Origin of the sequence: Neobacillus sp. NPDC097160, from assembly GCF_044762155.1 — a bacterium.
GTDB lineage: Bacteria > Bacillota > Bacilli > Bacillales > Cytobacillaceae > Neobacillus.
Genome location: NZ_JBIWDU010000018.1, coordinates 47,950 through 71,723, shown reverse-complemented (window position 1 = coordinate 71,723; position 23,774 = coordinate 47,950). Strand labels below are relative to the sequence as shown.

At 41.4% G+C, this 23,774-nt stretch carries 24 protein-coding genes and 1 other annotated feature; all 24 genes read right to left on the bottom strand.

Translation table 11 applies throughout. From position 1 onward, the window contains the following. Positions 1-54: 54 nt before the first annotated feature. Positions 55-720, bottom strand: a complete 666-nt coding sequence (pyrE, locus tag ACIQXV_RS22915) for an orotate phosphoribosyltransferase (protein ID WP_402962450.1) — start codon at positions 718-720, stop codon at positions 55-57. Continuing rightward, positions 717-1,433, bottom strand: a complete 717-nt coding sequence (gene pyrF / locus ACIQXV_RS22910; protein WP_402962448.1) for an orotidine-5'-phosphate decarboxylase — start codon at positions 1,431-1,433, stop codon at positions 717-719. Before pyrF ends, pyrE begins: the two co-directional genes overlap by 4 nt. Then, on the bottom strand, positions 1,405-2,346 hold the full coding sequence (locus tag ACIQXV_RS22905; RefSeq protein ID WP_402962444.1) for a dihydroorotate dehydrogenase: 942 nt from the start codon (positions 2,344-2,346) through the stop codon (positions 1,405-1,407). The genes pyrF and ACIQXV_RS22905 overlap by 29 nt, the downstream gene beginning before the upstream one ends. Then, a complete protein-coding gene (locus tag ACIQXV_RS22900) occupies positions 2,343-3,116 on the bottom strand; it encodes a dihydroorotate dehydrogenase electron transfer subunit (RefSeq protein ID WP_402962441.1) in 774 nt (257 codons plus the stop codon). Before ACIQXV_RS22900 ends, ACIQXV_RS22905 begins: the two co-directional genes overlap by 4 nt. Continuing rightward, the gene (gene carB / locus ACIQXV_RS22895) at positions 3,113-6,319 is read right to left on the bottom strand and encodes a carbamoyl-phosphate synthase large subunit (RefSeq protein ID WP_402962439.1); all 3,207 of its coding nucleotides are present in this window, start codon (positions 6,317-6,319) and stop codon (positions 3,113-3,115) included. The genes ACIQXV_RS22900 and carB overlap by 4 nt, the downstream gene beginning before the upstream one ends. Then, positions 6,298-7,404: a carbamoyl phosphate synthase small subunit gene (locus ACIQXV_RS22890; RefSeq protein WP_402962436.1), complete on the bottom strand. Its 1,107-nt coding sequence runs from the start codon at positions 7,402-7,404 to the stop codon at positions 6,298-6,300. The genes carB and ACIQXV_RS22890 overlap by 22 nt, the downstream gene beginning before the upstream one ends. Continuing rightward, positions 7,401-8,687, bottom strand: coding sequence for a dihydroorotase (locus tag ACIQXV_RS22885; protein ID WP_402962434.1), 1,287 nt, complete (start codon positions 8,685-8,687; stop codon positions 7,401-7,403). Before ACIQXV_RS22885 ends, ACIQXV_RS22890 begins: the two co-directional genes overlap by 4 nt. Continuing rightward, on the bottom strand, positions 8,647-9,588 hold the full coding sequence (locus tag ACIQXV_RS22880; protein WP_402962642.1) for an aspartate carbamoyltransferase catalytic subunit: 942 nt from the start codon (positions 9,586-9,588) through the stop codon (positions 8,647-8,649). The genes ACIQXV_RS22885 and ACIQXV_RS22880 overlap by 41 nt, the downstream gene beginning before the upstream one ends. A 155-nt stretch (positions 9,589-9,743) precedes the next feature. Further along, entirely contained in the window at positions 9,744-11,054 is a 1,311-nt protein-coding gene (locus ACIQXV_RS22875) for a solute carrier family 23 protein (protein ID WP_402962431.1), read from the bottom strand. 177 nt (positions 11,055-11,231) lie between these two features. Further along, the gene (pyrR, locus tag ACIQXV_RS22870) at positions 11,232-11,774 is read right to left on the bottom strand and encodes a bifunctional pyr operon transcriptional regulator/uracil phosphoribosyltransferase PyrR (protein WP_402962429.1); all 543 of its coding nucleotides are present in this window, start codon (positions 11,772-11,774) and stop codon (positions 11,232-11,234) included. A 184-nt stretch (positions 11,775-11,958) separates the two neighbouring features. Continuing rightward, positions 11,959-12,870: an RluA family pseudouridine synthase gene (locus ACIQXV_RS22865; protein WP_402962426.1), complete on the bottom strand. Its 912-nt coding sequence runs from the start codon at positions 12,868-12,870 to the stop codon at positions 11,959-11,961. Then, positions 12,842-13,333, bottom strand: coding sequence for a signal peptidase II (gene lspA / locus ACIQXV_RS22860; protein WP_402962424.1), 492 nt, complete (start codon positions 13,331-13,333; stop codon positions 12,842-12,844). Before lspA ends, ACIQXV_RS22865 begins: the two co-directional genes overlap by 29 nt. Before the next feature lie 77 nt (positions 13,334-13,410). Next, positions 13,411-13,701, bottom strand: a complete 291-nt coding sequence (locus tag ACIQXV_RS22855; RefSeq protein ID WP_402962421.1) for a hypothetical protein — start codon at positions 13,699-13,701, stop codon at positions 13,411-13,413. Between the two features lie 151 nt (positions 13,702-13,852). After that, positions 13,853-16,624 (bottom strand): isoleucine--tRNA ligase, encoded by a 2,772-nt coding sequence (gene ileS, locus ACIQXV_RS22850; protein ID WP_402962419.1) that lies wholly within the window; start codon positions 16,622-16,624, stop codon positions 13,853-13,855. 74 nt (positions 16,625-16,698) lie between these two features. Continuing rightward, positions 16,699-16,944 (bottom strand) — a binding site (T-box leader). Positions 16,945-16,995: 51 nt separating this feature from the next. Further along, complete coding sequence (locus ACIQXV_RS22845; protein ID WP_402962640.1) at positions 16,996-17,511, bottom strand: DivIVA domain-containing protein; 516 nt, start codon at positions 17,509-17,511, stop codon at positions 16,996-16,998. A gap of 84 nt (positions 17,512-17,595) precedes the next feature. Further along, entirely contained in the window at positions 17,596-18,369 is a 774-nt protein-coding gene (locus tag ACIQXV_RS22840; protein ID WP_402962416.1) for a YlmH family RNA-binding protein, read from the bottom strand. A gap of 29 nt (positions 18,370-18,398) precedes the next feature. Next, entirely contained in the window at positions 18,399-18,662 is a 264-nt protein-coding gene (locus ACIQXV_RS22835) for a YggT family protein (RefSeq protein WP_402962414.1), read from the bottom strand. 5 nt (positions 18,663-18,667) lie between these two features. Beyond that, a complete protein-coding gene (locus ACIQXV_RS22830; RefSeq protein ID WP_402962411.1) occupies positions 18,668-19,129 on the bottom strand; it encodes a cell division protein SepF in 462 nt (153 codons plus the stop codon). Between the two features lie 11 nt (positions 19,130-19,140). Next, positions 19,141-19,818: a YggS family pyridoxal phosphate-dependent enzyme gene (locus ACIQXV_RS22825; RefSeq protein ID WP_402962408.1), complete on the bottom strand. Its 678-nt coding sequence runs from the start codon at positions 19,816-19,818 to the stop codon at positions 19,141-19,143. Then, a complete protein-coding gene (gene pgeF / locus ACIQXV_RS22820; RefSeq protein ID WP_402962406.1) occupies positions 19,815-20,645 on the bottom strand; it encodes a peptidoglycan editing factor PgeF in 831 nt (276 codons plus the stop codon). Before pgeF ends, ACIQXV_RS22825 begins: the two co-directional genes overlap by 4 nt. A gap of 76 nt (positions 20,646-20,721) precedes the next feature. Next, positions 20,722-20,985, bottom strand: coding sequence for a YlmC/YmxH family sporulation protein (locus ACIQXV_RS22815; RefSeq protein WP_402962403.1), 264 nt, complete (start codon positions 20,983-20,985; stop codon positions 20,722-20,724). 98 nt (positions 20,986-21,083) lie between these two features. Continuing rightward, complete coding sequence (gene sigG / locus ACIQXV_RS22810) at positions 21,084-21,863, bottom strand: RNA polymerase sporulation sigma factor SigG (RefSeq protein ID WP_402962401.1); 780 nt, start codon at positions 21,861-21,863, stop codon at positions 21,084-21,086. Between the two features lie 168 nt (positions 21,864-22,031). Further along, positions 22,032-22,751 (bottom strand): RNA polymerase sporulation sigma factor SigE, encoded by a 720-nt coding sequence (gene sigE / locus ACIQXV_RS22805; RefSeq protein ID WP_402962398.1) that lies wholly within the window; start codon positions 22,749-22,751, stop codon positions 22,032-22,034. Positions 22,752-22,796: 45 nt separating this feature from the next. Beyond that, on the bottom strand, positions 22,797-23,735 hold the full coding sequence (gene spoIIGA / locus ACIQXV_RS22800; RefSeq protein WP_402962396.1) for a sigma-E processing peptidase SpoIIGA: 939 nt from the start codon (positions 23,733-23,735) through the stop codon (positions 22,797-22,799). Positions 23,736-23,774 lie beyond the last annotated feature (39 nt).

The following is a 23,774-nucleotide window of genomic DNA, read 5'->3' as shown; positions in this document are numbered from 1 at the left end:
TTTTTATGATTTATCAGCGAATTCACGTGATTTATCAGCGAATATGGAAATATATCAGCGAATTTCAGATTTTATCAGCGAATCAGTTTCCTGGAACTGTTTGCTCCATTCAGAAGGATCTTTACTCCACAATAATAGACTTTCCTGATCTTCCGGGCTCACATACCCATTTGAAATAGCTACTTCGATTAATGTCGGAAAATCGGTAAGTGAATAACTAATAATTTCTGCATCATCAAGAAGCTGTCTACCCTTTTCAAGCCCATATGTAAAAATAGACACAACCCCAAGTACTTCGCAGCCTGCTTCTCTTAATGCTTGGACCGCTGTAATCACACTGCCGCCGGTAGAAATGAGATCTTCTACGACCACAACCTTTTGGCCCTGTTCCAATTTGCCTTCGATTTGATTACCTTTACCATGGCCCTTCGCCTTCGACCGCACATAACACATCGGCAGGTCCATAAGTTCGCTGACCCAGGCGGCATGTGGAATCCCTGCTGTTGCCGTACCTGCAATTACTTCTGTTTCCGGAAAGTTTTCTTTGATAAGTTTTTGCAATCCTGCCGCAATCTCTCTTCTTACTTTAGGATAAGAGAGAGTCAGTCGGTTATCACAATAAATCGGGGATTTTAGTCCTGATGTCCAAGTAAATGGGTCTTGCGGTTTTAAGGCCACCGCATTGATTTCTAATAGTTTTTTAGCAATTTCCTTTTTCATTGATGTTCCCCTCTCCATACATTCATCCATTGTTCATAGCTTTTCACCGGGTCCGGTGACCGAGTTATCGAACGTCCAACGACAATTGCGCTTACGCCTGCAGCTTTTGCATATTCCGGCGTTGCTACACGTTTTTGGTCACCAACATGATCAGACTCCAATCTAATTCCTGGGCAAACGGTTAAAAATGAACTACCTGTTTTGTCATGAATCGATTCCGATTCCCATGCGGAGCAAACTACTCCATTTAATCCCGCATCTTTCGCTAAAGAAGCATAGTGAAGTACTGATTCATTCAATGATATGGGTATGAGCTGTTCATTATTCATCTGTACTTGTGAAGTGCTGGTCAATTGCGTTACGGCGATGCAATTGGGGCGCTTCCTGCCAGCAGCCGTCCCCGCAACTAATCCTTCTACTGCCGCTTCCATCATCTCTTTTCCACCAGCAGCATGAACATTGACAAGGTCACATTCCAGTCGAGCAAGCCCCTTCATTGCACTTTTTACTGTGTTCGGTATATCGTGCAACTTTAAATCGAGAAAAATCTGATGTCCTTTTTCTTTTAACATGTGAATAATAGATGGGCCTTCTTGGTAAAAAAGCTCCATGCCCACTTTTACAAACAGTTTTCTGTCTTCAAACGGTGACAAAAAACGTTCGACTTCGTTTCTGTTTGAAAAATCAAGAGCGATGATGAGCGAGTTGTCCATGCTGTTTCCAGCTCCTTCCTCTAAGTTCATTGATGTGTTCGAACCCTAATTTTTCTAAGAGCAGCGGCAGTTCCTCGATGATGGTTGGGCAGACAAACGGATCGACGAAATTCGCTGTTCCAACAGCGACGGCACTTGCCCCGGCATAAAAATACTCAATGACATCCTCTACTGTTTGAACGCCGCCCATCCCGATAATCGGAATCGAAACAGCTTGGCTTACCTCATAAATCATTCGAATGGCCACTGGCTTAATCGCAGGTCCGGAAAGCCCGCCTGATCTATTTGCTAAAATCGGCCTGCCTGTTTTTAAATCAAGCCTCATACCGACAAGTGTATTGATCATCGTAATGCCGTCAGCACCACCATCTTCCACTGCCCTCGCCATTTCGACGATATTGGTGACATTCGGGGATAGCTTGACATAAACAGGAACCTCTGAAACCTCTTTTACCCTCCGCGTCAATTGCTTGGCAACCTCAGGAAGCGTACCAAATGCGATTCCTCCAGTTTTTACGTTCGGGCAAGAAATATTTAACTCTAATGCCTGAACATTGGCTGCCTTTGAAATTTCACGTGCAACAGTGACATAATCCTCTTCAAGGGAACCGGCTACATTGGCAATAATCGGGACATCAAACTGGGATAACCAAGGTAACTCCTCGGCCATTACTTTCTTTAATCCCGGATTTTGCAATCCAATCGCATTAAGCATTCCAGCGTCTGTTTCCGCGACACGAGGTGTTGGATTGCCAAATCTCGGTTCGACGGTTGTTGCTTTAATCATGATGGCACCGAGAACACCTAAATCATAAAATTGGCTGTATTCACGTCCAAACCCAAAGCAGCCTGATGCCGGCATAATCGGGTTTTTTAGGTTTAAACCCGGTAATTTTACATGTAAACGGTTCAAATCAATACCTCCCCGGCACGGAATACAGGTCCGTCACTGCAGACTTTTTTATAGGAAATTCCTGAAGGATCATCCGCCTTTTTGCAGACACAAGCAAAACATGCGCCAATCCCGCAGCCCATTCGTTCTTCTAGCGATAAAAACATCCTTTTATCTGAAAACTGTTGTTCCAGCGCCCTCAGCATTGGGGTTGGACCGCAGGCATAGATACAGTTAAACTGTAAATCTTTCATCACATCAGTTACAAAACCTTTTGTCCCATACGTTCCGTCAACAGTAGTCACGTACGTTTCGCCATTTTTTAAAAATTCCTGTTCATAAAAAACCGCTGTTTCTGTTTGAAAACCAAGAATGTGAATAACCTTCATTCCTTTTGCTGTTAATTGGTTAGATAATTCATAAAGGGGTGGAACACCGATTCCGCCGCCGACGAGGAGTGCTGTTTCTCCAATACGCATTTCTTCAACAGGAAAGCCATTTCCTAACGGACCGAGGATATCAAGCTCCATCCCTCGTTCCATTTTCGCGAGCAGCGATGTCCCTCTGCCTTCCTTGCGATAAATCATCGTAAATTGTTCTTTTTCACGATTAAACGATGATATACTGATAGGTCTCCGCAAAAGGGGATCCAGGGCACTGGCAACCCGAATATGAACAAATTGCCCCGGAGCTTTGATTTGACTAACCATTCCTGCTTTCACTGTTAGTTCAAAAATATCATCGGCGATCTCCCTTTGACTGATAATGGGGCAAAATTCTTTTTGAATCATACAAGAACGGCCTCCTTATTTCCTAAACCCATCGCTTCCGCGGAAAAATTCATTGATTCGATTACCTTCAAAATCGCATCTGCTGTATCTAATGAAGTTAAACAAGGAACTCCGTTTTCGACTGCTTCCCGGCGGATTCTAAAGCCATCCCTCTCTGGCTGTTTCCCTTTTGTCAGCGTATTGATGATGAATTGGGCTTCGCCACGATGGATCACATCCAACAATGTCTGTCCTTCTGCGCCAATCTTCCCGACCACCTTTACCTTCAAGCCGGCTGTTTCCAGTAGGGCTGCTGTACCGCTAGTTGCCATTAAGCGATAGCCATTAGCGGCAAACCTGACCGCCAGTTTTAATGCTTCGTCCTTATCCTTGTCAGCAACTGTAAACAACACAGTGCCAAACTTTTGAATATTCATACCGGAGGCGATTAGTCCTTTGTATAGCGCCTTTTCAAGTGTGATATCCTTCCCCATTACCTCACCGGTTGATTTCATTTCCGGTCCTAAGGTGATATCAACACTTTTTAGCTTAGCAAATGAGAATACTGGCACTTTGACATAAACGCCGCTTTTTTCGGGAACAAGACCTGGCTGGTACCCTTGTTTATCAATCGATATTCCAAGGATAGCTTTTGTCGCAATTTTCGCCATCGGTATGTTCGTGATTTTACTCAAAAACGGAACCGTTCGGCTTGATCGTGGATTGACTTCAAGAACATATATTTGATTCCCTGATAATACATATTGAATATTCAATAGCCCGATAATATTTAAGCCCTTAGCCAATTTTTCCGTATAGTCAACAAGTGTTTGTTTCACATTCTCTGAGAGTGTTTGCGGCGGATAGACGGCGATGGAATCGCCAGAGTGCACGCCTGCCCGTTCAATATGCTCCATGATCCCTGGAATCAAAACCGTTTCGCCATCACAAATGGCATCCACTTCGATTTCCTTCCCTGTTAAGTACCGGTCAATCAAGACGGGATGCTCCGGGTTGATTTTAACGGCATTTTCCATGTAATGAAGTAATTCTTCTGGATGGTAGACAATTTCCATTGCCCTGCCGCCAAGAACATAGGAAGGACGGACTAGGACGGGATATCCTATTTCCTTAGCAATCACAACTGCTTCCTGTACCGACAATGCCGTTTTACCGAGCGGCTGCGGAATATTGATCTGCTCCAGTGCTTGTTCAAATTTATCCCGATTCTCCGCTCGGTCTAAATCCTCTAAGCTTGTTCCTAAAATTTTCACTCCGCGTTCAACCAGCTCTGCAGCCAGATTGATGGCTGTCTGTCCGCCAAACTGTACTACTACACCAAGTGGATTTTCTAATTCGATAATGGACATAACGTCCTCAATCGTCAATGGCTCAAAATAGAGCTTATCAGAAATACTGAAATCGGTTGAAACGGTTTCCGGATTGTTATTGATAATGATCGCCTCATGGCCCGCTTCTTTAATTGCTTTCACGGAATGGACAGTGGCATAATCAAACTCAATCCCTTGACCGATCCGGATTGGACCTGAGCCAAGAACAATCACACTGCTCCTTTCGGAAACAACTGATTCATTTTCCTCTTCATACGTGCCGTAGAAATAAGGTGTTTCACTCTCAAATTCTGACGCACACGTATCCACCATTTTGTAAACAGGCATGATGCCAAGATCTTTGCGCAAATGATAGATATCGGTTTCTGTCTGATTCCAAAGCTCGGCAATTTTCTTATCGGTAAAGCCCTTTTGCTTTGCTTCTTTAAGGAGTTCCTTGTCAAATGGATGGGCTGCAAGCTTTGCTTCAAGTTCAATTAGACCGACCATTTTCTTCAGGAAAAATAAATCGATTTTGCTCCATTGATGGATGGTTTCAATTGAAGTACCTCGCTTTAAGGCCTCCGCAATATAGAAGAGGCGCTCATCGCCTGCTTTATGAATTCGTTTTTCCAGTAATTCGTCATCGATATCATCCGCCCCGTTTAATTCAAAATGATGAACACCAGCCTCAAGGGAGCGGATCGCTTTTAACAGGGATTCCTCAAACGTTCGGCCGATGGCCATGACTTCTCCAGTCGCCTTCATTTGCGTGCCAAGCGAGCGGTTTCCTGATTCAAATTTATCAAACGGCCAACGCGGGATTTTTGTGACGATATAGTCAAGCGCTGGTTCGAAACAGGCATATGTTTTTCCGGTAACCGGATTTAGCATCTCATCGAGAGTTAAGCCCACCGCAATTTTAGCGGCCAGCTTGGCAATCGGATAGCCCGTTGCCTTGGATGCTAATGCAGATGACCGGCTAACTCGTGGATTTACTTCGATAATATAGTAATGGAAGCTGTCCGGGTCTAAGGCAAGCTGAACATTACAGCCCCCTTCAATTCCGAGGGCACGAATGATTTTAAGTGACACATTTCTTAAGAGCTGATATTCACGATCGCTTAAGGTTTGACTTGGAGCGACTACGATAGAATCACCGGTATGGACACCGACTGGATCGATGTTTTCCATGTTACAAACCACAATCGCGTTATCATTGGCATCGCGCATGACCTCATATTCAATTTCCTTGAAGCCGGCAATGCTTTTTTCTAGCAAGCATTGATGAACAGGGCTGTTCTTTAAGCCGCTGGTCACAATTTCCTCTAATTCTTCGGGATTGTGACAGATCCCGCCGCCCGTTCCGCCGAGTGTAAAGGCCGGACGGACAATGACTGGGAAGCCAATTTTTTCAACAAAAGCTTTCGCTTCCGCTAATTCATGGATGATTTCACTATCTGGGACTGGTTCATTCAATTCATTCATTAAGCTGCGGAATAACTCCCGATCCTCTGCTTGGTTAATGGCCGTAAGCTTCGTGCCTAAAATTTCAACTTCACACTCTTCAAGAACTCCCGAATTGGCGAGCTCTACCGCCAGGTTTAGACCCGTCTGGCCTCCAAGCGTTGCGACTAAAGCATCAGGGCGTTCTTTCCGAATAATTCGGCTGACAAATTCCACTGTTAACGGTTCAATATATACGGCATCGGCAATTTCTGTATCTGTCATTATCGTTGCAGGATTAGAGTTTATGAGAATAACCCGATAGCCTTCCTCCTTCAGTGCTATACAGGCTTGGGTGCCGGCATAGTCAAATTCCGCAGCCTGACCGATGACAATGGGTCCTGATCCGATGACTAAAATGGAGTTTATATCTGTACGTTTTGGCATGTTGGTTTAACCTCCTGTTTTTCAGTTTCAATCATGGCAAGAAATTGTTCAAATAAGCTGTTTGCATCCTCTGGTCCCGGGGAAGCCTCGGGATGATATTGAACCGTAAAGGCGGGATAATCTAAATGTTTTAATCCTTCAATTGTTCCATCATTCAATGCTGTATGCGTTACTGCCAATCTAGTTTGATGTAAAGAATCTGTTTCAACCGTGTATCCATGGTTTTGCGAAGTTATGGAAATTTTTCCTGTAGCCAGCTCCTTAACTGGATGGTTTGAACCACGGTGGCCAAATTTCATTTTCACCGTGTTCGCACCGCAGGCTAAGGCAAATAATTGATGTCCCAGGCATATTCCAAATAGCGGAATGATCCCCAATACTTGTTTAATCATATGGATTGCTTCAGGGACATCCTTCGGATCTCCAGGTCCATTTGAAAGCATAATTCCGTCCGGCCGCAATTGCAGGATTTCATCCGCCGTTGTATGGTATGGAACAACTACGACATCACAGCCGCGCTTATTTAGTTCTCGTAAAATACCATGTTTCATCCCAAAATCAACCAGAACAATGCGCTTCCCGCGGCCTGGGCTTGGATATGAATTTTTTGTCGACACGGTTCTTACTTGGTCGATTGGGAGTTTCGTTTGCCGCAATCTGCTGACAACCTCATATGGATCGCGATCAATGCTGCAAATCGCCCCTTTTAATGTTCCATACTTACGGATAATCCTTGTTAATTTTCTTGTATCAATCCCGGCAATTCCGGGGATTTTTTTCATTTTAAAGTACTCATCGAGGGTAAATTCACTGCGCCAGTTGGAAGGATAATCCGTCACTTCCTTGACAATAAATCCTTTCACAGCAGGATGAATGGATTCAAAATCATCGCGGTTGATTCCATAATTTCCGATTAACGGATAGGTAAGCATAACAATTTGCCCGCAATAAGAAGGATCCGAAAGAATTTCTTGATAGCCTGTCATCCCCGTATTAAAAACGACTTCGCCAATTGTATCCATATGACTGCCAAATCCATCTCCGATAAAAATCGTTCCATCTTCTAAAATCAGCTGTGCTTTCATGCTGTTACACATCCTTTTTCCCAAACTACTTGCCCAATAACGATTGTCATCTCCGGCCAGCCTTTACATTTCCAGCCGGCAAATGGGGTGTTTTTTCCTTTGGACAAAAACCCGCTAGGATCAATTTCTTTTTCTTCATTCAGATTCAAGAGGACGAGGTCGGCAGGTGCTCCTATTTCGATTTTTCCAAATGGCAGGTCAAAGCTATCGGCCGGCTTCCTTGTTAAAAAGCCTATTAACTCTTCAAGTGAAATCATATTTTTACACACGAAATGTGTATATAGGAGTGGAAATGCTGTCTCCAAACCAACAATCCCGAATGGTGCCAACTCCATTCCTTCACTCTTCTCTTCTAGTGTGTGTGGTGCATGGTCGGTCGCAATGAAATCAATGGTTCCATCAAGCAGACCTTCGATTAGGGCTGCACGATCGGCAGCATCCCTTAGCGGTGGATTCATCTTATAATTGGCATCAAGACCTGGAATGTCGTCTTGCGATACTAATAGGTGGTGCGGGGTCACTTCTGCAGTGACTTTAATTCCTGCCCGCTTAGCATCCCTTATCACCCGGACAGACTCCTTCGTAGAGACATGACAAACATGGTAATGACAGCCAGCTGCCTCAGCAAGTAATACATCCCTTGCAATCTGAACTGATTCACAAACAGATGGAATTCCGTTTAAGTCGTTTCGTTTCGCAAATGTCCCATCGTGGACACACCCTTTATTAATGAGGGTGTTCTCTTCACAATGAGCTACTACGGTCATATCCAATGCTGCAGCTTTCTGCATGGCTTCAAGCATCATGCTCGCCGATTGGATCCCCACCCCATCATCGGTAAAGGCAAACGCCCCAGCACCTTTCAGCCCCGCAAAGTCCGTTAACTCCTGACCAAGCAGCCTTGTCGTAATCGATGCATACGGCAGAACCCGCACATGGGCCGTCTCCTGAATCCGCTTTTGCAAGTCCTCCATGTGGTTTATGGTGTCAGGCACCGGTCGGGTGTTTGGCATTGTGGCAACAGTGGTAAATCCGCCTTTTGCGGCGGCCATTGTTCCGGTTGCGATGGTTTCTTTTCTTTCGCCTCCAGGCTCGCGGAGGTGGACATGTAGGTCGATGAAGCCCGGTGAGACAACCATTCCGGCTGCGTCCACCGTGCGGTCTGCTTCTTCTGCAAGCTTCTTTTCTATTTTTGTTATAATCCCGTTTTCTATTAAAATATCAGTCTGAATCATTTGACCGTTAGATGCTATGTAATTTGCGTTCTGAATAAGCAGTTTCATATTGATTCCCTCCCATTAAACTTTCGATTGACCGTTTTAAGGCGGCCATTCTGACATAAACCCCGTTTTCCATTTGTTTGAAGATTCTTGACCGCTTGCATTCTACCAAGCTATCAGCAATTTCCACATTTCGGTTCACTGGGGCAGGATGCATGATAATACTGTCAGGCTTCATTTGCCTTTCCCTTTCTAACGTGAGACCAAATTGACTATGATACTCCGATGCTGTAAAGCTACCCTTCCTTTGATGGCGTTCATGTTGAACGCGGAGGAGCATGACAACATCCGCTTCTCTAACGGCTTCATCAATTGGTTTGAACCGGGTTGAATTTATACTGTGGTAATCAAACCATTCCTCCGGTCCGGAGAAAATGACATTTGCTCCGAGTCTTGTTAAGGCATCGGCATTTGACCTTGCCACTCTGCTGTGACTTATATCCCCAAGGATTGCAATCCTTAGGCCCTCAAATTGGCCAAACTCTTGCTGAATGGTTAATAGGTCAAGGAGCGACTGTGTTGGATGATGCCCGCAGCCATCCCCGCCGTTAAGAATCGGAATATTCACCTTTCCAACCAGCTCATCAAAGTAACGATCCTGCTTGTGGCGGATGACGATTGTCTGGACACCAATTGATTCCAATGTTTTAACTGTATCGTAAAGTGTCTCCCCTTTTTGGACACTTGAGGTTTCTACTTCAAATGGAATAACTCCTAAGCCTAACCGTCGTTCCGCTACCTCGAAACTGCATTTTGTCCGTGTACTGGCTTCAAAAAATAAGTTGGCTGCAAACATTTGCTTTTCCGGCGTCCAGACCATTCCTTCCGAAAACCTTTTAGCATCCTCGAGAATTTGATAAATTTCCTCCACCTTTAATTCATTTGTGGTTAGTAAATGATTCAACATCCTTTTTCCCACCTTCCGCTTTATTGCATTAAAAATGCACCCTGAACTCTCCATCAGGGTGCATTGAATCAAAGCCTAAACCCAACTCATCAGAATGGTTCAAGCTAAACACCCTTTCAAGCCTCACTGGACTTAGTTAAAAGGTAACTTTATTATGCAGTTTTCTGTTTTGCTTTTGTTTCCTCTCCAAAAATATCTTCACTTACTGGTTGTCTGCCTGGAAGAATAAGGTTTAAGATTACACCCAAGATTGCTGCTAATGCCATCCCTTGAATTTGGATATCTTTAAATGGCAGTTTAAGAATGGCACCGCCAATACCGATAATCAGAATCACAGATGAAATCACGAGGTTTCGTTTATCATCAAAATCAATTTTACTATCGACTAACATTCTTAATCCTGATGAAGCAATAATCCCAAACAGTAGGATGGAGACTCCACCCATAACAGGTGTTGGAATCGTTTGAATTAAAGCAGTAATTTTCCCAATAAACCCAAATATGATGGCTAAAACTCCGGCTCCTGCCAAAACGTACACACTATAAACCCTTGTAATCGCAAGGACACCGATATTTTCACCGTAGGTTGTTTTTGGCGGTCCACCGACCAATGCGGAAATGATGGTTGCTGTCCCGTCCCCAAGGATGGAACGATGTAAACCCGGTTCTTTAATATAATCACGACCGACTACCTTACTTAGGATTAACTGGTGGCCGATATGTTCGGAAATGGTAACGACCGCAACGGGTACCATTAACCAGAAAATGTCCCATGTGAATTTCACCTTATAGCTGACAAATGGGATGACAAATTCCGGCATTTCAAACCAACCGGCTTTCATCACCGGCCCAAAATCGACGATTCCGACCATTAATGCGTAAATATAGCCAACGATAATTCCTGCTAATATCGGGATAATGCTTAATATTTTCTTGGCAAAAATCGAGAAAATGATAGTTGCAGCTAATGTGACTAATGCCGCTGAAAAATGAAGCATACTATATTTACCATCGGGATTATTCATTGCCATCCCTGCAGCAGTTGGAGCAACGGACAAACCAATAACAATGATAACCGGGCCGACTACAATCGGCGGCAGCAGATTCATGATCCAGCGGTAACCTGCCCTGCTAATGACTAAGGCGACAATACCATACACAAGTCCTGCTAAGAATGTCCCAATCATTGCCGCACCCGGTCCCCCTGCTTCATTAAGCAGTTTTATTGGAATGATGTAAGCGAATGAAGACCCTAGATACGCTGGTACTTTCCCTTTTGTTATTAATAAAAACGCCAAGGTGCCAAGCCCGCTTGAAATAAGGGCAATTGCCGGGCTTAAGCCGACAAGATATGGGACTAAGATCGTAGCCCCAAACATGGAGAACAAATGCTGGATACTTAAAGTCAGCCATTGACCGGGTTTTGGAATCTCATTTACGTCTAAGATGGGTTTATTGTTCATTCTGGTCTCTCCTGTTTCCTATTTATTTTTTGTTTATCATTCTTTCTTTTTTTAATAAAAAAACCCTCTTTGTCCGTAAAGGTACAAAGAGGGTTTAGAAATTGCCGCACTTTAATAAAACGATCGGCACTTTCCCCTTTGCCAGCCTCACGGGACTGCATTTAAAAGGGCTGCTATTTATTTATCAAAAATACTTACCTGATCAAGCTGGTCCACTTCAGCAAGCTCGACAACGATCTTTTCCTCACTTGATGTTGGGATGTTTTTCCCCACATAATCAGCTCTGATTGGGAGCTCACGATGACCCCGATCCACTAAGACTGCCAGCTGTATGGCTGCAGGACGTCCGATATCCATCAGTGCATCAAGACCTGCCCGGACCGTTCTACCAGTGTATAATACATCGTCAACAAGGATGACTTTTTTATTACCAATATCAAATGGGATATCCGAACCCTTCACAAGTGGTTCTTGATTTTCCGTTTTCTTCGTTAAATCATCCCGATAAAGGGTAATATCTATTTCACCTACAGGAATCGACTTTCCTTCTATTTCTGCAATTTTAGCTGCAAGACGTTCTGCAAGGAAAATCCCTCTCGTTCGAATTCCAACTAATATGCAATCATCAATACCCTTGTTTTTCTCAATAATTTGGTGAGCAATCCTGGTCATTGCCCTTCCAATTGCCTGCTCATCAAGGACAAGTGCTTTTTGATTCATGGTACACCTTCTTTTTTTAAAAATAAAAAACCTCTCACCGATTTAGCGAGAGGTAAACAAGTTATTTTTATAGATATAGACATGGAAATTCACTATATCTATTAACCGTTTCCTTCTCAGCCTCACGGGACCGAATTAAAGGCTTATTAAGCTATGGTTATCTTACTGCAATTTGGCGCCCAGGTCAACGATTATTTTTAAGTTGATCGAGCAATCGTTCAAACTCCTCTGGAAGCGGCGCTTCAAATTCCAAGTATTCGTTTGTCCTTGGATGGGTAAATCCAAGAACACCTGCATGCAATGCTTGTCCGTCAATGTCAAGTGTTTTTTTCGGCCCGTACTTCGGGTCGCCGGCAAGTGGATAGCCGATATATTTCATGTGAACACGAATTTGATGGGTTCTGCCTGTTTCTAATTGACACTCAACAAAGGTAAAGTCTTTAAACCTGTCGAGCACCTGAAAATGGGTAACGGCGTGTTTCCCGTTATCTACAACTGCCATGCTTTGACGATCTTTTGTATCCCTTCCAAGCGGCGCATCAATTGTCCCAAAGTCATGGGGAATGATCCCATGTACAATTGCCTTATATTTTCGTGTGACCGTTTTTTCCACCAATTGATTCACAAGGCTTTCGTGTGCCACATCGTTTTTAGCAACCATCAATAACCCTGATGTATCTTTATCAATCCGGTGAACAATGCCCGGTCTTAATACACCGTTAATACCGGAAAGGTCCTTACAGTGGGCCATTAAACCATTTACAAGCGTTCCTGACAAATGTCCCGGAGCAGGATGAACAACCATTCCCCGAGGTTTATTAACAACTAAAACATCTTTATCTTCATAATAGATTTCTAAATTGAGGTCTTCCGGCAGAACATCCAGTTCTTCCGGTTCTGGAATCGTTATGACAATTTGATCATTTTCATTGCTTTTATAATTGGTTTTAACGGATTGTCCATTTACCAGGACATTTCCATCTTTAATCCACTGCTGGACCTGTGTTCGTGACCATTCTTCGTTCAGTCCGGAGATTACCTTATCAATCCGATCTCCTTTTTGCTCCTTAAGAACTGTGTGTTCCATTTTCTCCATACGTTTTCTCCTTTGTTTCTCTCTCTTCACGCAGCATTTGGATCATCAGTAAGATTACCCCGATCACTAAAGCTGAATCTGCAATATTAAAGACCGGAAAATTATAGCTGAAAATATAGGTATGGATGAAATCGACCACTTCTTTACGAAGGACACGGTCAATAAAATTACCGATAGCTCCCCCGAGCATGAATGCTAATGATACACCCAATAACCATTTACCCTTTGCTGCTTTGTGAAGATAAAACATAATCGCACCAATGACAACAACCGTGATCACATAAAAGAGCCACATTTGACCTTGAAGGATCCCCCATGCCGCACCTCGATTGCGATGTGAAGTAATATACAAAACTTTATCAATGATGGTAATACTTTCCCCTAAATACATGTTGTTTACAATTAACCATTTTGTAACTTGATCTAATAAAATAACAAAAATAGCGATTAAGTAATAAAACACTAAGAAATACCTCCACAACATTTAACCTTGACATACTTCTTTTGCATTTTAGCATACTTTTTCGCGAAACGACAATGTTACCTTAAATAAATTGTTTTTTTGCAATAAGAATCCAAATTTTCTGAATCTTTGATTGACCTTAAAGTAGGGATCATATTTAATAAATCCTCTGGTAAAAATTCACCGGAAATTTCACACTGCCCAAAATTCCCCTCCGCAAATTTTTGAATAGCTGTATTTATGTCTTTAAGTTCTTCTTCTAAAATAGACGTAAACCAATTTTTCTTTTGTTTATTTTTTAATGAAAATTCAATTTCCTCTTTTGTTTGACGGAGTTCCAAAAACAGCTTTTCCTGCATAGCATTCATAGTTGTTACCTCCGTTGTTTGTCATTTGTCTTATTATCTCCGACATACTTCAACTGACACGGAAAAACATTTGACAACCACTACAACAATTAACGAAAAAGGGAAAAAATGAGTAAAGCCCCATGCATTTTTGCAAGGGGCTTCATTTGAATTAAACTGATGGTGAATAATTCTCTTTTACAACTTCCGCACAGCGCGGGCAGAGGGTTTTATGCTCCGGATCTTGACCAATATCAGGTGTCACAATCCAGCACCGTTCACATGTTTCGCCTTCTGCCTTTGTAATAACAATGGCTGCTGTTTCTAATTTAAGGGCATTTTCAGGGGCTTTGTCGTATGTTCCTGCCACTTCAAATTCCGAGACGATAAACAGTTGTTTCATGTTTTCGTTAATTGAATCTAACAGCGTTTTTGATTTATCTGTCACATATAAGGAAACTTTTGCTGTTAACGATTTCCCAATTACTTTTTGATTCCTTGCTTCTTCTAATGCCTTTAATACATCATCACGAAGCTTCAAGAATGACGACCATTTTTCTTCTAGTGCTTGTGAACCTTCAAGCTCCTGATACTCCGGAAGGTCGGTTAATTGCACACTTTCCTCTTTGACATTTGGGATGAACTTCCAAACTTCATCTGCTGTATGTGAAAGAATTGGCGCAACTAATTTTGTCAAGGCAAGCAATGCCTCATATAAAACAGTTTGAATTGCACGACGCTCATGGTGGTTCTCTGCTTCAATATATAGAACATCTTTTGCAAAATCAAGATAGAAGGCACTTAAGTCAAGGGTACAGAAATTATTGACTGCATGATAAATGCCGGCAAATTCATAATTTTCATAAGCATTGCGTACATATTTAATCAGCTTATTTAATTTAACAAGCATAAATTGGTCAACTTCACGCAGGTTTTCATACTTAACCATATTTACCGTCGGATCAAAATCCGCTAAATTTCCAAGCAAGAAGCGGAAGGTATTACGGATTTTGCGATAAACCTCGGCAACCTGCTTCAAGATGGCATCGGAGACTCGAACATCTGCCTGATAATCAACAGAAGCTACCCAAAGGCGTAAAATATCGGCTCCAAGCTGATTCATTACTTTGGCAGGAACTACGGTATTTCCGAGCGACTTACTCATTTTTCTGCCTTCACCATCTAGTGCAAAACCATGGCTTAGAACGCCTTTGTATGGCGCTTTGCCTGTTACTGCAACCGCTGTTGACAGCGAAGAGTTAAACCAGCCGCGGTATTGGTCAGAACCTTCAAGATAAAGGTCAGCAGGACGGACTAAATCTTCACGCTCAAGAAGAACGGCTTGATGCGAAGAACCGGAATCAAACCAAACATCCATGATATCTGTTTCTTTCGTAAATGTCCCGTTCGGACTTCCTGGATGGGTAAATCCTTCAGGAAGCAAATCCTTTGCTTCACGTTCAAACCAAATGTTTGAACCATTTTCACGGAATAAATTAGAAACATGATTAATTGTTTCATCGGTAATAATCTCCTCACCGTTTTCAGCATAGAAAACAGGAATCGGTACACCCCAAACACGCTGACGTGAAATACACCAATCACCACGGTCACGAACCATATTAAATAGTCTTGTTTCCCCCCAGGCAGGTACCCACTTTGTTTCCTTAACAGCTTCAAGCAATTCATCTCGGAAGTCTTTAATGGAAGCAAACCATTGAGCAGTTGCCCGGTAGATAACCGGTTTCTTTGTTCGCCAATCATGTGGATAGGAGTGTGTAATAAACGAAAGCTTTAATAATGCGCCAGCCTCTTCCAATGCCTGTGCAATTGGTTTATTTGCCGTATCGTAAAATAAGCCTTCAAAGCCAGGAGCTTCACTTGTCATAACCCCTTTATCATCTACAGGACAAAGAACGTCTAGGCCATATTTCTGGCCAACATAGAAGTCATCTTCCCCGTGACCCGGAGCCGTATGAACGCAGCCTGTTCCGGCATCTGTCGTAACGTGTTCTCCCAACATGACTAAAGAATCACGGTTATATAACGGATGTGCTGCTACAATATGTTCTAATTCCACACCTTTGAGCTTTTGGACAACGGCAGGATTTTCCCAGCCAATTTCTTGCGTTACAGCTTCAAGAAGTGCTTCTGCTACTAAGAATTTATTTCCAGTTACTTCAACCACCACATAGGTTAAATCAGGATGAACGGAAATTCCAAGGTTCGCCGGAATGGTCCATGGGGTTGTTGTCCAGATAACGATTTGCGTATCAGTATCTAGGATACCCTTGCCATCCTTCACCTTAAATCCAACATAGATGGACGGTGATCGTTTATCTTGGTATTCGATCTCTGCTTCCGCCAATGCTGATTCACTTGAAGGGGACCAATATACTGGCTTAAGGCCTTTATAAATATAGCCTTTTTTCGCCATTTCACCGAACACTTTAATTTGCTGTGCTTCATATTCAGGCTTCAAGGTAATATACGGATTTTCCCAATCAGCACGAACTCCCAGACGTTTGAATTGAGAGCGCTGATTATCAATTTGTTCAAGTGCATACTTTGTGCAAAGCTCACGGAATTCGGCAACCGTCATTTCTTTGCGTTTAACCCCTTTATTTGTTAATGCCTGTTCAATCGGCAGCCCGTGCGTATCCCAGCCGGGCACATATGGGGCATGGAAACCACTCATTGATTTGTAGCGGACGATCATGTCTTTTAAAATCTTATTAAGGGCATGACCCATATGGATGTCCCCATTTGCATATGGAGGACCATCATGCAGGACAAACATCGGGCGGCCCTTCGTCCGTTCTTGGACCATTTTATAAATATTCATTTCTTCCCATTTTGCCTGAATTTCAGGTTCTCTTTGGGGAAGGTTGCCTCGCATTGGAAATTCAGTTTTCGGCATTAATAATGTATCTTTATATTCCATTTCTTCTTCCTCCTGTATATCTCATCAGTTAACAGAATAGCCATTTGAACAAATAAAAAAACCTTCTCATCCCAAAAAGGGACGAGAAGGTTTGATTCCCGCGGTACCACCCTGATAGATAGCCGATCTTCACCGGGCTATCCGCTTTACCATTCGTAACGTGAATAACACGCCTGAGCCTACTACCCAAACAATTTAGGATTCGGTCTGGAACTCGAGGGTGATCTTCCAATTTTTCAGCTTTACCAGGCTTTCACCACCCCTGGCTCGCTTCTTAAAAGCTTTTCGAAAAATTGTACTGTCCCTTTCATCGTCAATTTCCATTCTATATCACTATGTTTAAAAATTATATGCTACTAAAACGTATTTCGTCAAGCTAAGGAATCTTCTTCTTGATGAATTTTTAACTCTGTTGCGTCCACTTCATATTCTAATAAATGATCCCAATCGTCCGTATTCAGCATATCAAGCTGTGCTTCGATCAACATTTTAAAACGTGTACGGAACACTTTTGACTGCTTCTTTAAATCCTCAATTTCAAGGGCAATTTTTCTTGCCTTCGAAAGAGATTCGTTTACAATCCGATCCGCATTTTTCTCTGCTTCCTTAATAATAAGCTTTGCTTCCTTTTGAGCATTGCGTTTTACATCTTCACCTGCTTCTTGCGCAATGATGATGGATTTGTTAAGAGTTTCTTCAATATTCACGAAATGGCCTAGACGCTCTTTCATTTCATTCAGGCGCTCTTCTATTTCTTTTTTTTCTCTAAGTACAAGTTCATAATCCTTGATGACTTGATCAAGAAATTCATTTACTTCGTCTTCATCGTACCCGCGAAAACCTTTATTAAACTCTTTATTGTGAATATCTAACGGCGTTAACGGCATTGATGCCACCTCCATAAATCTCTACTTCTATTATGTATAAGCTAATATTCGACAAGTTTTTCGAGAATCCTGCTTTTAAATGAATTATTTTTGCTTGCCGACAATAATCCGCCATTTTTCTTTTTTGGTTTTACCCTCTATTGCATTCAATTTTGCTCTGCCATATCCTCTGACAGAAAACATGTCCCCATCTTCACATAAAAATGAGGGATTTTCAATTAACGTCCAGTTTACTTTTACAAGCCCCTGTTGGATGAACAATTGTGATTTTTGCCTAGATATATGATAAATACCAGAAATAACAGTATCAAGTCGCAAAGAAGATACTGTCATTTCCTGGTCTTCCCAGCTTTCACTTGCTGCAAAGGCATTTGATATGTCCGTTTCAACCAATTTAACCCCTGCTCTGCCGATTGACTCGACATTGTTTTTAATATAGTCACTAATTTCTTTCGCTGCAAAAAATTGAATGTTCCCATCCTTTAGGAGGATGTCGCCAAATTTCCCGCGCTTTAGCCCTAAAGACATGAGGGTACCTAAAACCTGCCGGTGTTCAATTGTCACAAACTTTGTTGGATAATCGATTTTAAATAGACTGATTTGGAAATCATTATCATTTGCTGTTAAATAATCAGGGAAAATATACGCCCGTTTTCGTTCAACTTCATGTGCGCCGCCAAAAAAACTATATCCTATATCACCATTTTCACCAATGAGCATTTTAAGAATATGCTGCTCTCTAGGGTCCAAAAAGTCTGTAAGTTTTGGTGTATAGTGCGTCTCAACGTAATTCTTCCAATGTAATACCTGGTCAATATAGTCCCGTTCTTCCAGTCGAAAATGCTGATAAATGTTCATTAAGGGAAACACAACCTAATTAAAAATTCTTATGCAAGCCAAAGATATACTCTATGCAGCCCGCTTTGTGCAAAGTTTAGTACAAGAAACGCAACAATTGGCGAAATATCCATCATCCCAATCGGCGGAATGATTTTTCTAAATGGCTCTAAATATGGTTCGCAAATTCTTGCTAAAAATTGACCAATAGTGGACTCTCTCGCATTTGGAAACCATGACATTAAGATGTAAATAATTAATGCCCATGAATAAATCTGGATTAACTGCTGCAATAGACTAAAAACAAAAGCCATTCACATTACCACCTTGTATTTTGATTTTCATGGTCAAGGATTAAATCTGAGATATTTCCAGACACCTCAACATTATCAGGAGTACATAAAAAAATACTTAAACCGATTTTTTGAATGTCTCCTCCGAGGCAATAGACTGCCCCGCTTAAAAAGTCAATAATTTGCCGTCCTTGTTCATGATCAATCCGCTGCAGGTTTACTACAACTGCACGGCGATTTTTTAAATGATCGGCAATCTCCGTTGACTCTGAATAGGCTCGCGGCTCCACTAAAATAACCTTTGACGCCTTAGAAGAACTAGAAGAACTTGAAGTCTTTTGTACGCTTTGAAGACTGACAACATTTTGACTTTTCACTGGCTGTTGTTTTTGTTTAACTGGTTCCACCGTCTCCACATACTCATCATTGTTATCATCATATTCATCATCTAAAAAGAAAAATGTTTTTAATTTTGATTTAATCGTCATTTTTTTCACTCCTACCCATCTTCACCGACAAGTGATGTGCCTATTCTAACCATTGTTGCCCCTTCTTCAATCGCAATTGTAAAATCATTGGACATGCCCATTGACAGCTCTGTACAAGGCGCAAAATCTAATTGGTTGGCTTGAACTTGATCGCGAAGTTCTCTTAGTTTTCGAAAACAGTCACGAAGAAGCTGTTCATCATTTGTGAAGGGTGCCATTGTCATTAACCCTTCCACACTAATATTTTCAAATGGCCTTAAGGATTCAATAAAAGATATTGTATCTTCTGGAGATAAGCCATGCTTTGAATCTTCACCAGAAACATTGACTTGAACGAGACATTTTACCTTGTGATTTGCTCGCTTATTGATCTCTTCTGCAAGTGACAGGCGATCTAAAGAATGAATATATTCGACCTTATCAATAATATTTTTTACCTTGCGTGTTTGCAGTGTGCCAATATAGTGCCAATGAGGCTTGTCCTTTAATACTTCCCACTTTTCGAGCAGCCCTTCATCCCGGTTTTCACCTAGATTTTCTATCCCTGCTTCAAGGGCTTCCATTGCTCTTTCAGTGCTTACATATTTTGTTACAGCAATCAATTTCACTTCATCAGCGTTCCGATGTACATTTATACATGCCTCATTTATTTGTTGACTTATTTGCTTAAGTTTTTCTGCTACCCTCATAAACGATCCAAAGTCTCCTTCCAGCCAATAAAGCTTATCATTCTTCCTGTTTTGCCTTTGTCGCGGCGGTGAGAAAAAAATTTATCATCATTACAGCTGGAGCAAAATTGTGTAATGAGAATATTTTTATCAGGTACACCCGTTTTGAGAAGAATTTGCCTGTTTAATTCTTGTAAATTTAATGAATATTGCCCTTCTTTAAGTAAATTATAGGGTAATACTCCGCCATCTTCTAGTGATTTATCTACCAAGGTAATAACATGTTTATCAACAATATAACATTTTTCACAAATGGACGGACCAATTGCGACAAAAATTTCTTCAGGTTTAATTCCTTCTCTGCCCCAGGCTGTTATCATCTGTGCTGCAATTTGACCGACTGTACCCTTCCAGCCAGCGTGTGCCGTACCGATCATTTTTTTTTCAGGTGCAATAAAAAAAAGAGGGACACAGTCAGCAAAGCAAAGTGTTAACAGGATACCCTCTTCATTCGTATAAAAACCATCTATGCCTTTAAAGGAATGTTCATAGGAATTGGACCCTTTTCCACGGTCTGCTTTAGTAATCTTCTTCAAAACAATATCATGTATTTGTTCTGCCCCAACCCAAAACTTTAGAGGGAAGTTAAGCAATTCAGCAACTTTTTCTCTATTCAAACAAACATTAGTACCATTATCACCAACATGAAAGCCAAGGTTAAGGGATTCATAGTCACCCTTGCTGTAACCACCGCTTTGGGTTGTAAAACCAGCAATCAATTCTGGAAATTGACTGACCCAGTTTTCAATGGTTAAATAAGATTGATTTTTTAAATCAAAGGGTTCCATTTGCATACCTCTTCTGTTTTTCCTATAGTTTACCATGAAAAGAAAAAATGGTCATCGTTAAGTGCATGATTCCACTCTAAGCCTCTTCAGACATATTTTCGACACTGCCCTTATACCTCACCAAAATAACATCCTGGCCGATTTTAATGATATTTTTCCAGGGAATGACAATATCTTCATCTTTTCCAAAAAAGCCAAGGACCCTTCCGTTGCCGGAGATCACAACCGCTTCAATTTTACCTGTCGTTAAATTAATCTCAATATCCCCAATATTTCCAAGCCTTTTACCATCTGATACATTTACGACATCTTTTATCTGGAATTCTGAAATTTTAACCACATGCACCACTCCCAATTACATTACTATAATAACTATATGATGGGAGTTGTAAATTTATCTTACTAAAGTAAAAATAAAGCTGTCCGGTGAGGACAGCTTTAACTTTGAATATTTTTATTCATTTGTCTAATGGCTGCTTTTTCAAGACGAGATACCTGTGCTTGAGAGATCCCAATTTCATCAGCCACTTCCATTTGCGTTTTCCCTTGAAAAAACCGCTTCCGTAGGATTAATTTTTCACGGTCGTTAAGTCTGCGCATTCCTTCTTTTAAGGCAATTTCTTCAATCCAATGGATATCTTTATTTTTTTCATCGCTTAATTGATCCATCACGTATATCGGGTCACCGCCATCATTGTAGATCGGTTCAAATAGGGACACGGGGTCCTGTATGGCATCAAGGGCGAAGACGATTTCCTCATGTGGTACTTCTAAGACCTTGGCAATTTCTTCAGCAGTCGGTTCACGTGAGGTCTCGCTCATTAATCGTTCCCTGACCTGAAGTGCCTTATAGGCGATATCTCTCAAGGAACGAGATACGCGAATTGGGTTATTATCCCGTAAGTACCTGCGAATTTCTCCAATAATCATTGGTACGGCATAAGTGGAAAACTTTACATTTTGACCTAAATCGAAGTTATCAATTGATTTCATTAGTCCAATACAGCCAACCTGAAACAGGTCATCAACAAACTCGCCACGGTTGTTAAACCGCTGAATAACACTAAGGACTAGACGTAAATTCCCATTGACGAGCTTTTCACGGGCTGTTATATCGCCCTCTTGCATTTGCTTGAAGAGTATTCTCATTTCTTCGTTCTTTAAAACAGGAAGTTTTGATGTGTCTACACCGCAAATTTCAACTTTATTTCGAGTCAATCCTTTTCCCTCCTCACAGGAGCTGCTGTACAAAAAACAGTATCTCCTCGAGCAGGAAAAATATGCACCTGTCCTCGACTAAGGACAGGTGCATGAATGTCGAAAAATGTAATTATATCGCGAATAGCAACGGTTTTTTTGATGGAAAAAAATTTCTTTTTTTCTTATCTAAACCATTTTGTTAAATTCCTTTCGCAATCTTTTAATGATTCTCTTTTCTAATCTGGAAATGTAGGATTGAGAAATACCTAGCATATCTGCTACATCCTTCTGCGTTTTTTCTTCCCCATTTGTCAGACCGAACCTAAGCTCCATGATTTGCTTTTCACGGTCGGTAAGCTGATGCAATGCTTTTGAAAGGAGCTTCCTGTCCACATTTGCTTCAAGGTCCTTTGTGATAATATCATCATCGGTTCCCAATACATCGGATAATAACAGCTCATTACCATCCCAATCAATATTTAACGGTTCATCAAAGGATACTTCTGATCTGATCTTATTATTTCGTCGTAAGTACATGAGAATCTCATTTTCAATACACCTTGATGCATATGTAGCAAGTTTAATTTTCTTTTCAGGGTTAAAAGTATTAACTGCTTTGATTAAGCCAATGGTCCCAATACTAATTAGGTCCTCAATATTAATACCTGTATTTTCAAACTTTCTGGCAATGTAAACGACTAGCCGAAGATTTCGTTCAATTAATATTGATCTGGCTGCTTTATCACCAACTGGCAGTTTTTTTAATAACATCTCTTCTTCGTCTTTACTTAAAGGAGGCGGCAGGGCTTCGCTTCCGCCAATATAAAAAACTTCATCCGTTTTTATGCCCAATTTTATTAACAACTTATACCAATAGTAGGATAAGCGAAGTCTCCATTTTTTCATGTATGTTCCTCCTTCTAAACCATGTTTTTAATGAGTATAGTATTATTAACTTACTTTCGCAGACCCTCCTTGCTGTTTTGGCCCAGTCAGCATTTTTGGATGAACAATGCACTGGAAGGCATCATCGGCTGAAAGCTGCTGCAGCGTAAAGGATACAAGACCCTTTTCGCATAAGTATTGAGCACCGTTTTGTTCAATCAAAATAAAATCGGGTTTTACGGCAACAATGAGCTGATTTTCTTTTCCAACCACCCGACAAGGAACAATTCTTAGCCTATTTTGCCATTCATTAGGAAATTCTTGGCTGCCCATTATGAGTGGTTCAGGGTCCTCTGCCAGTTTTCTGATTGATTCTGGGATGGCTTCCAATTGGTTTTTGATAGAGACAAACATAACAGGGAGCTTTGACAAGGGATCGTATAGTTGGTTACCACTGTCTACTAATCCCTTAAAAGTCATGCTTTCACCTTCAATATTCAGCCTGACACAAACGATTTGTTCAAATTGAATTTTTGTCATCTCCATGCTTTCTACATTTTTTCTTGCGAAGTGCCAGGCAACCGGAAAGCCTAATAGGACAAAAAGCCAACTAATGGGATCACCAAAACCTTTTACGCTGGACATGAGCACCTTGGTGGTCAACATTGGATCGTATTGAATAAAATAATGGGCTCCCATTAATGCCCCGCCAATTAAAAAAGTCGAAACATAAAGCGTCATTAATGCTTTTAGGAAAAAGGTTAACCGCTTATAACCAAAGGCTATTAAAACCATCACGACGGAACAGATAAGTTTTGAAATCGGATGGCTTGAATAGACATTTAATGGAGTAAACGATAATAAAATAATCAATGAGCCAATAAATCCCCCGGCAAGTAATCTCCATAATCGTATTCTTCTTTTTAGAAAAATAGCTGTTAAGTAAAGGAGCAGGCTATCAAATAACAAATTCAGAGCCCAGATCACATCTAAATATACAATCAATCAGCTTCCTCCTTTAAGAAAGGACTATTAATCTGTTTA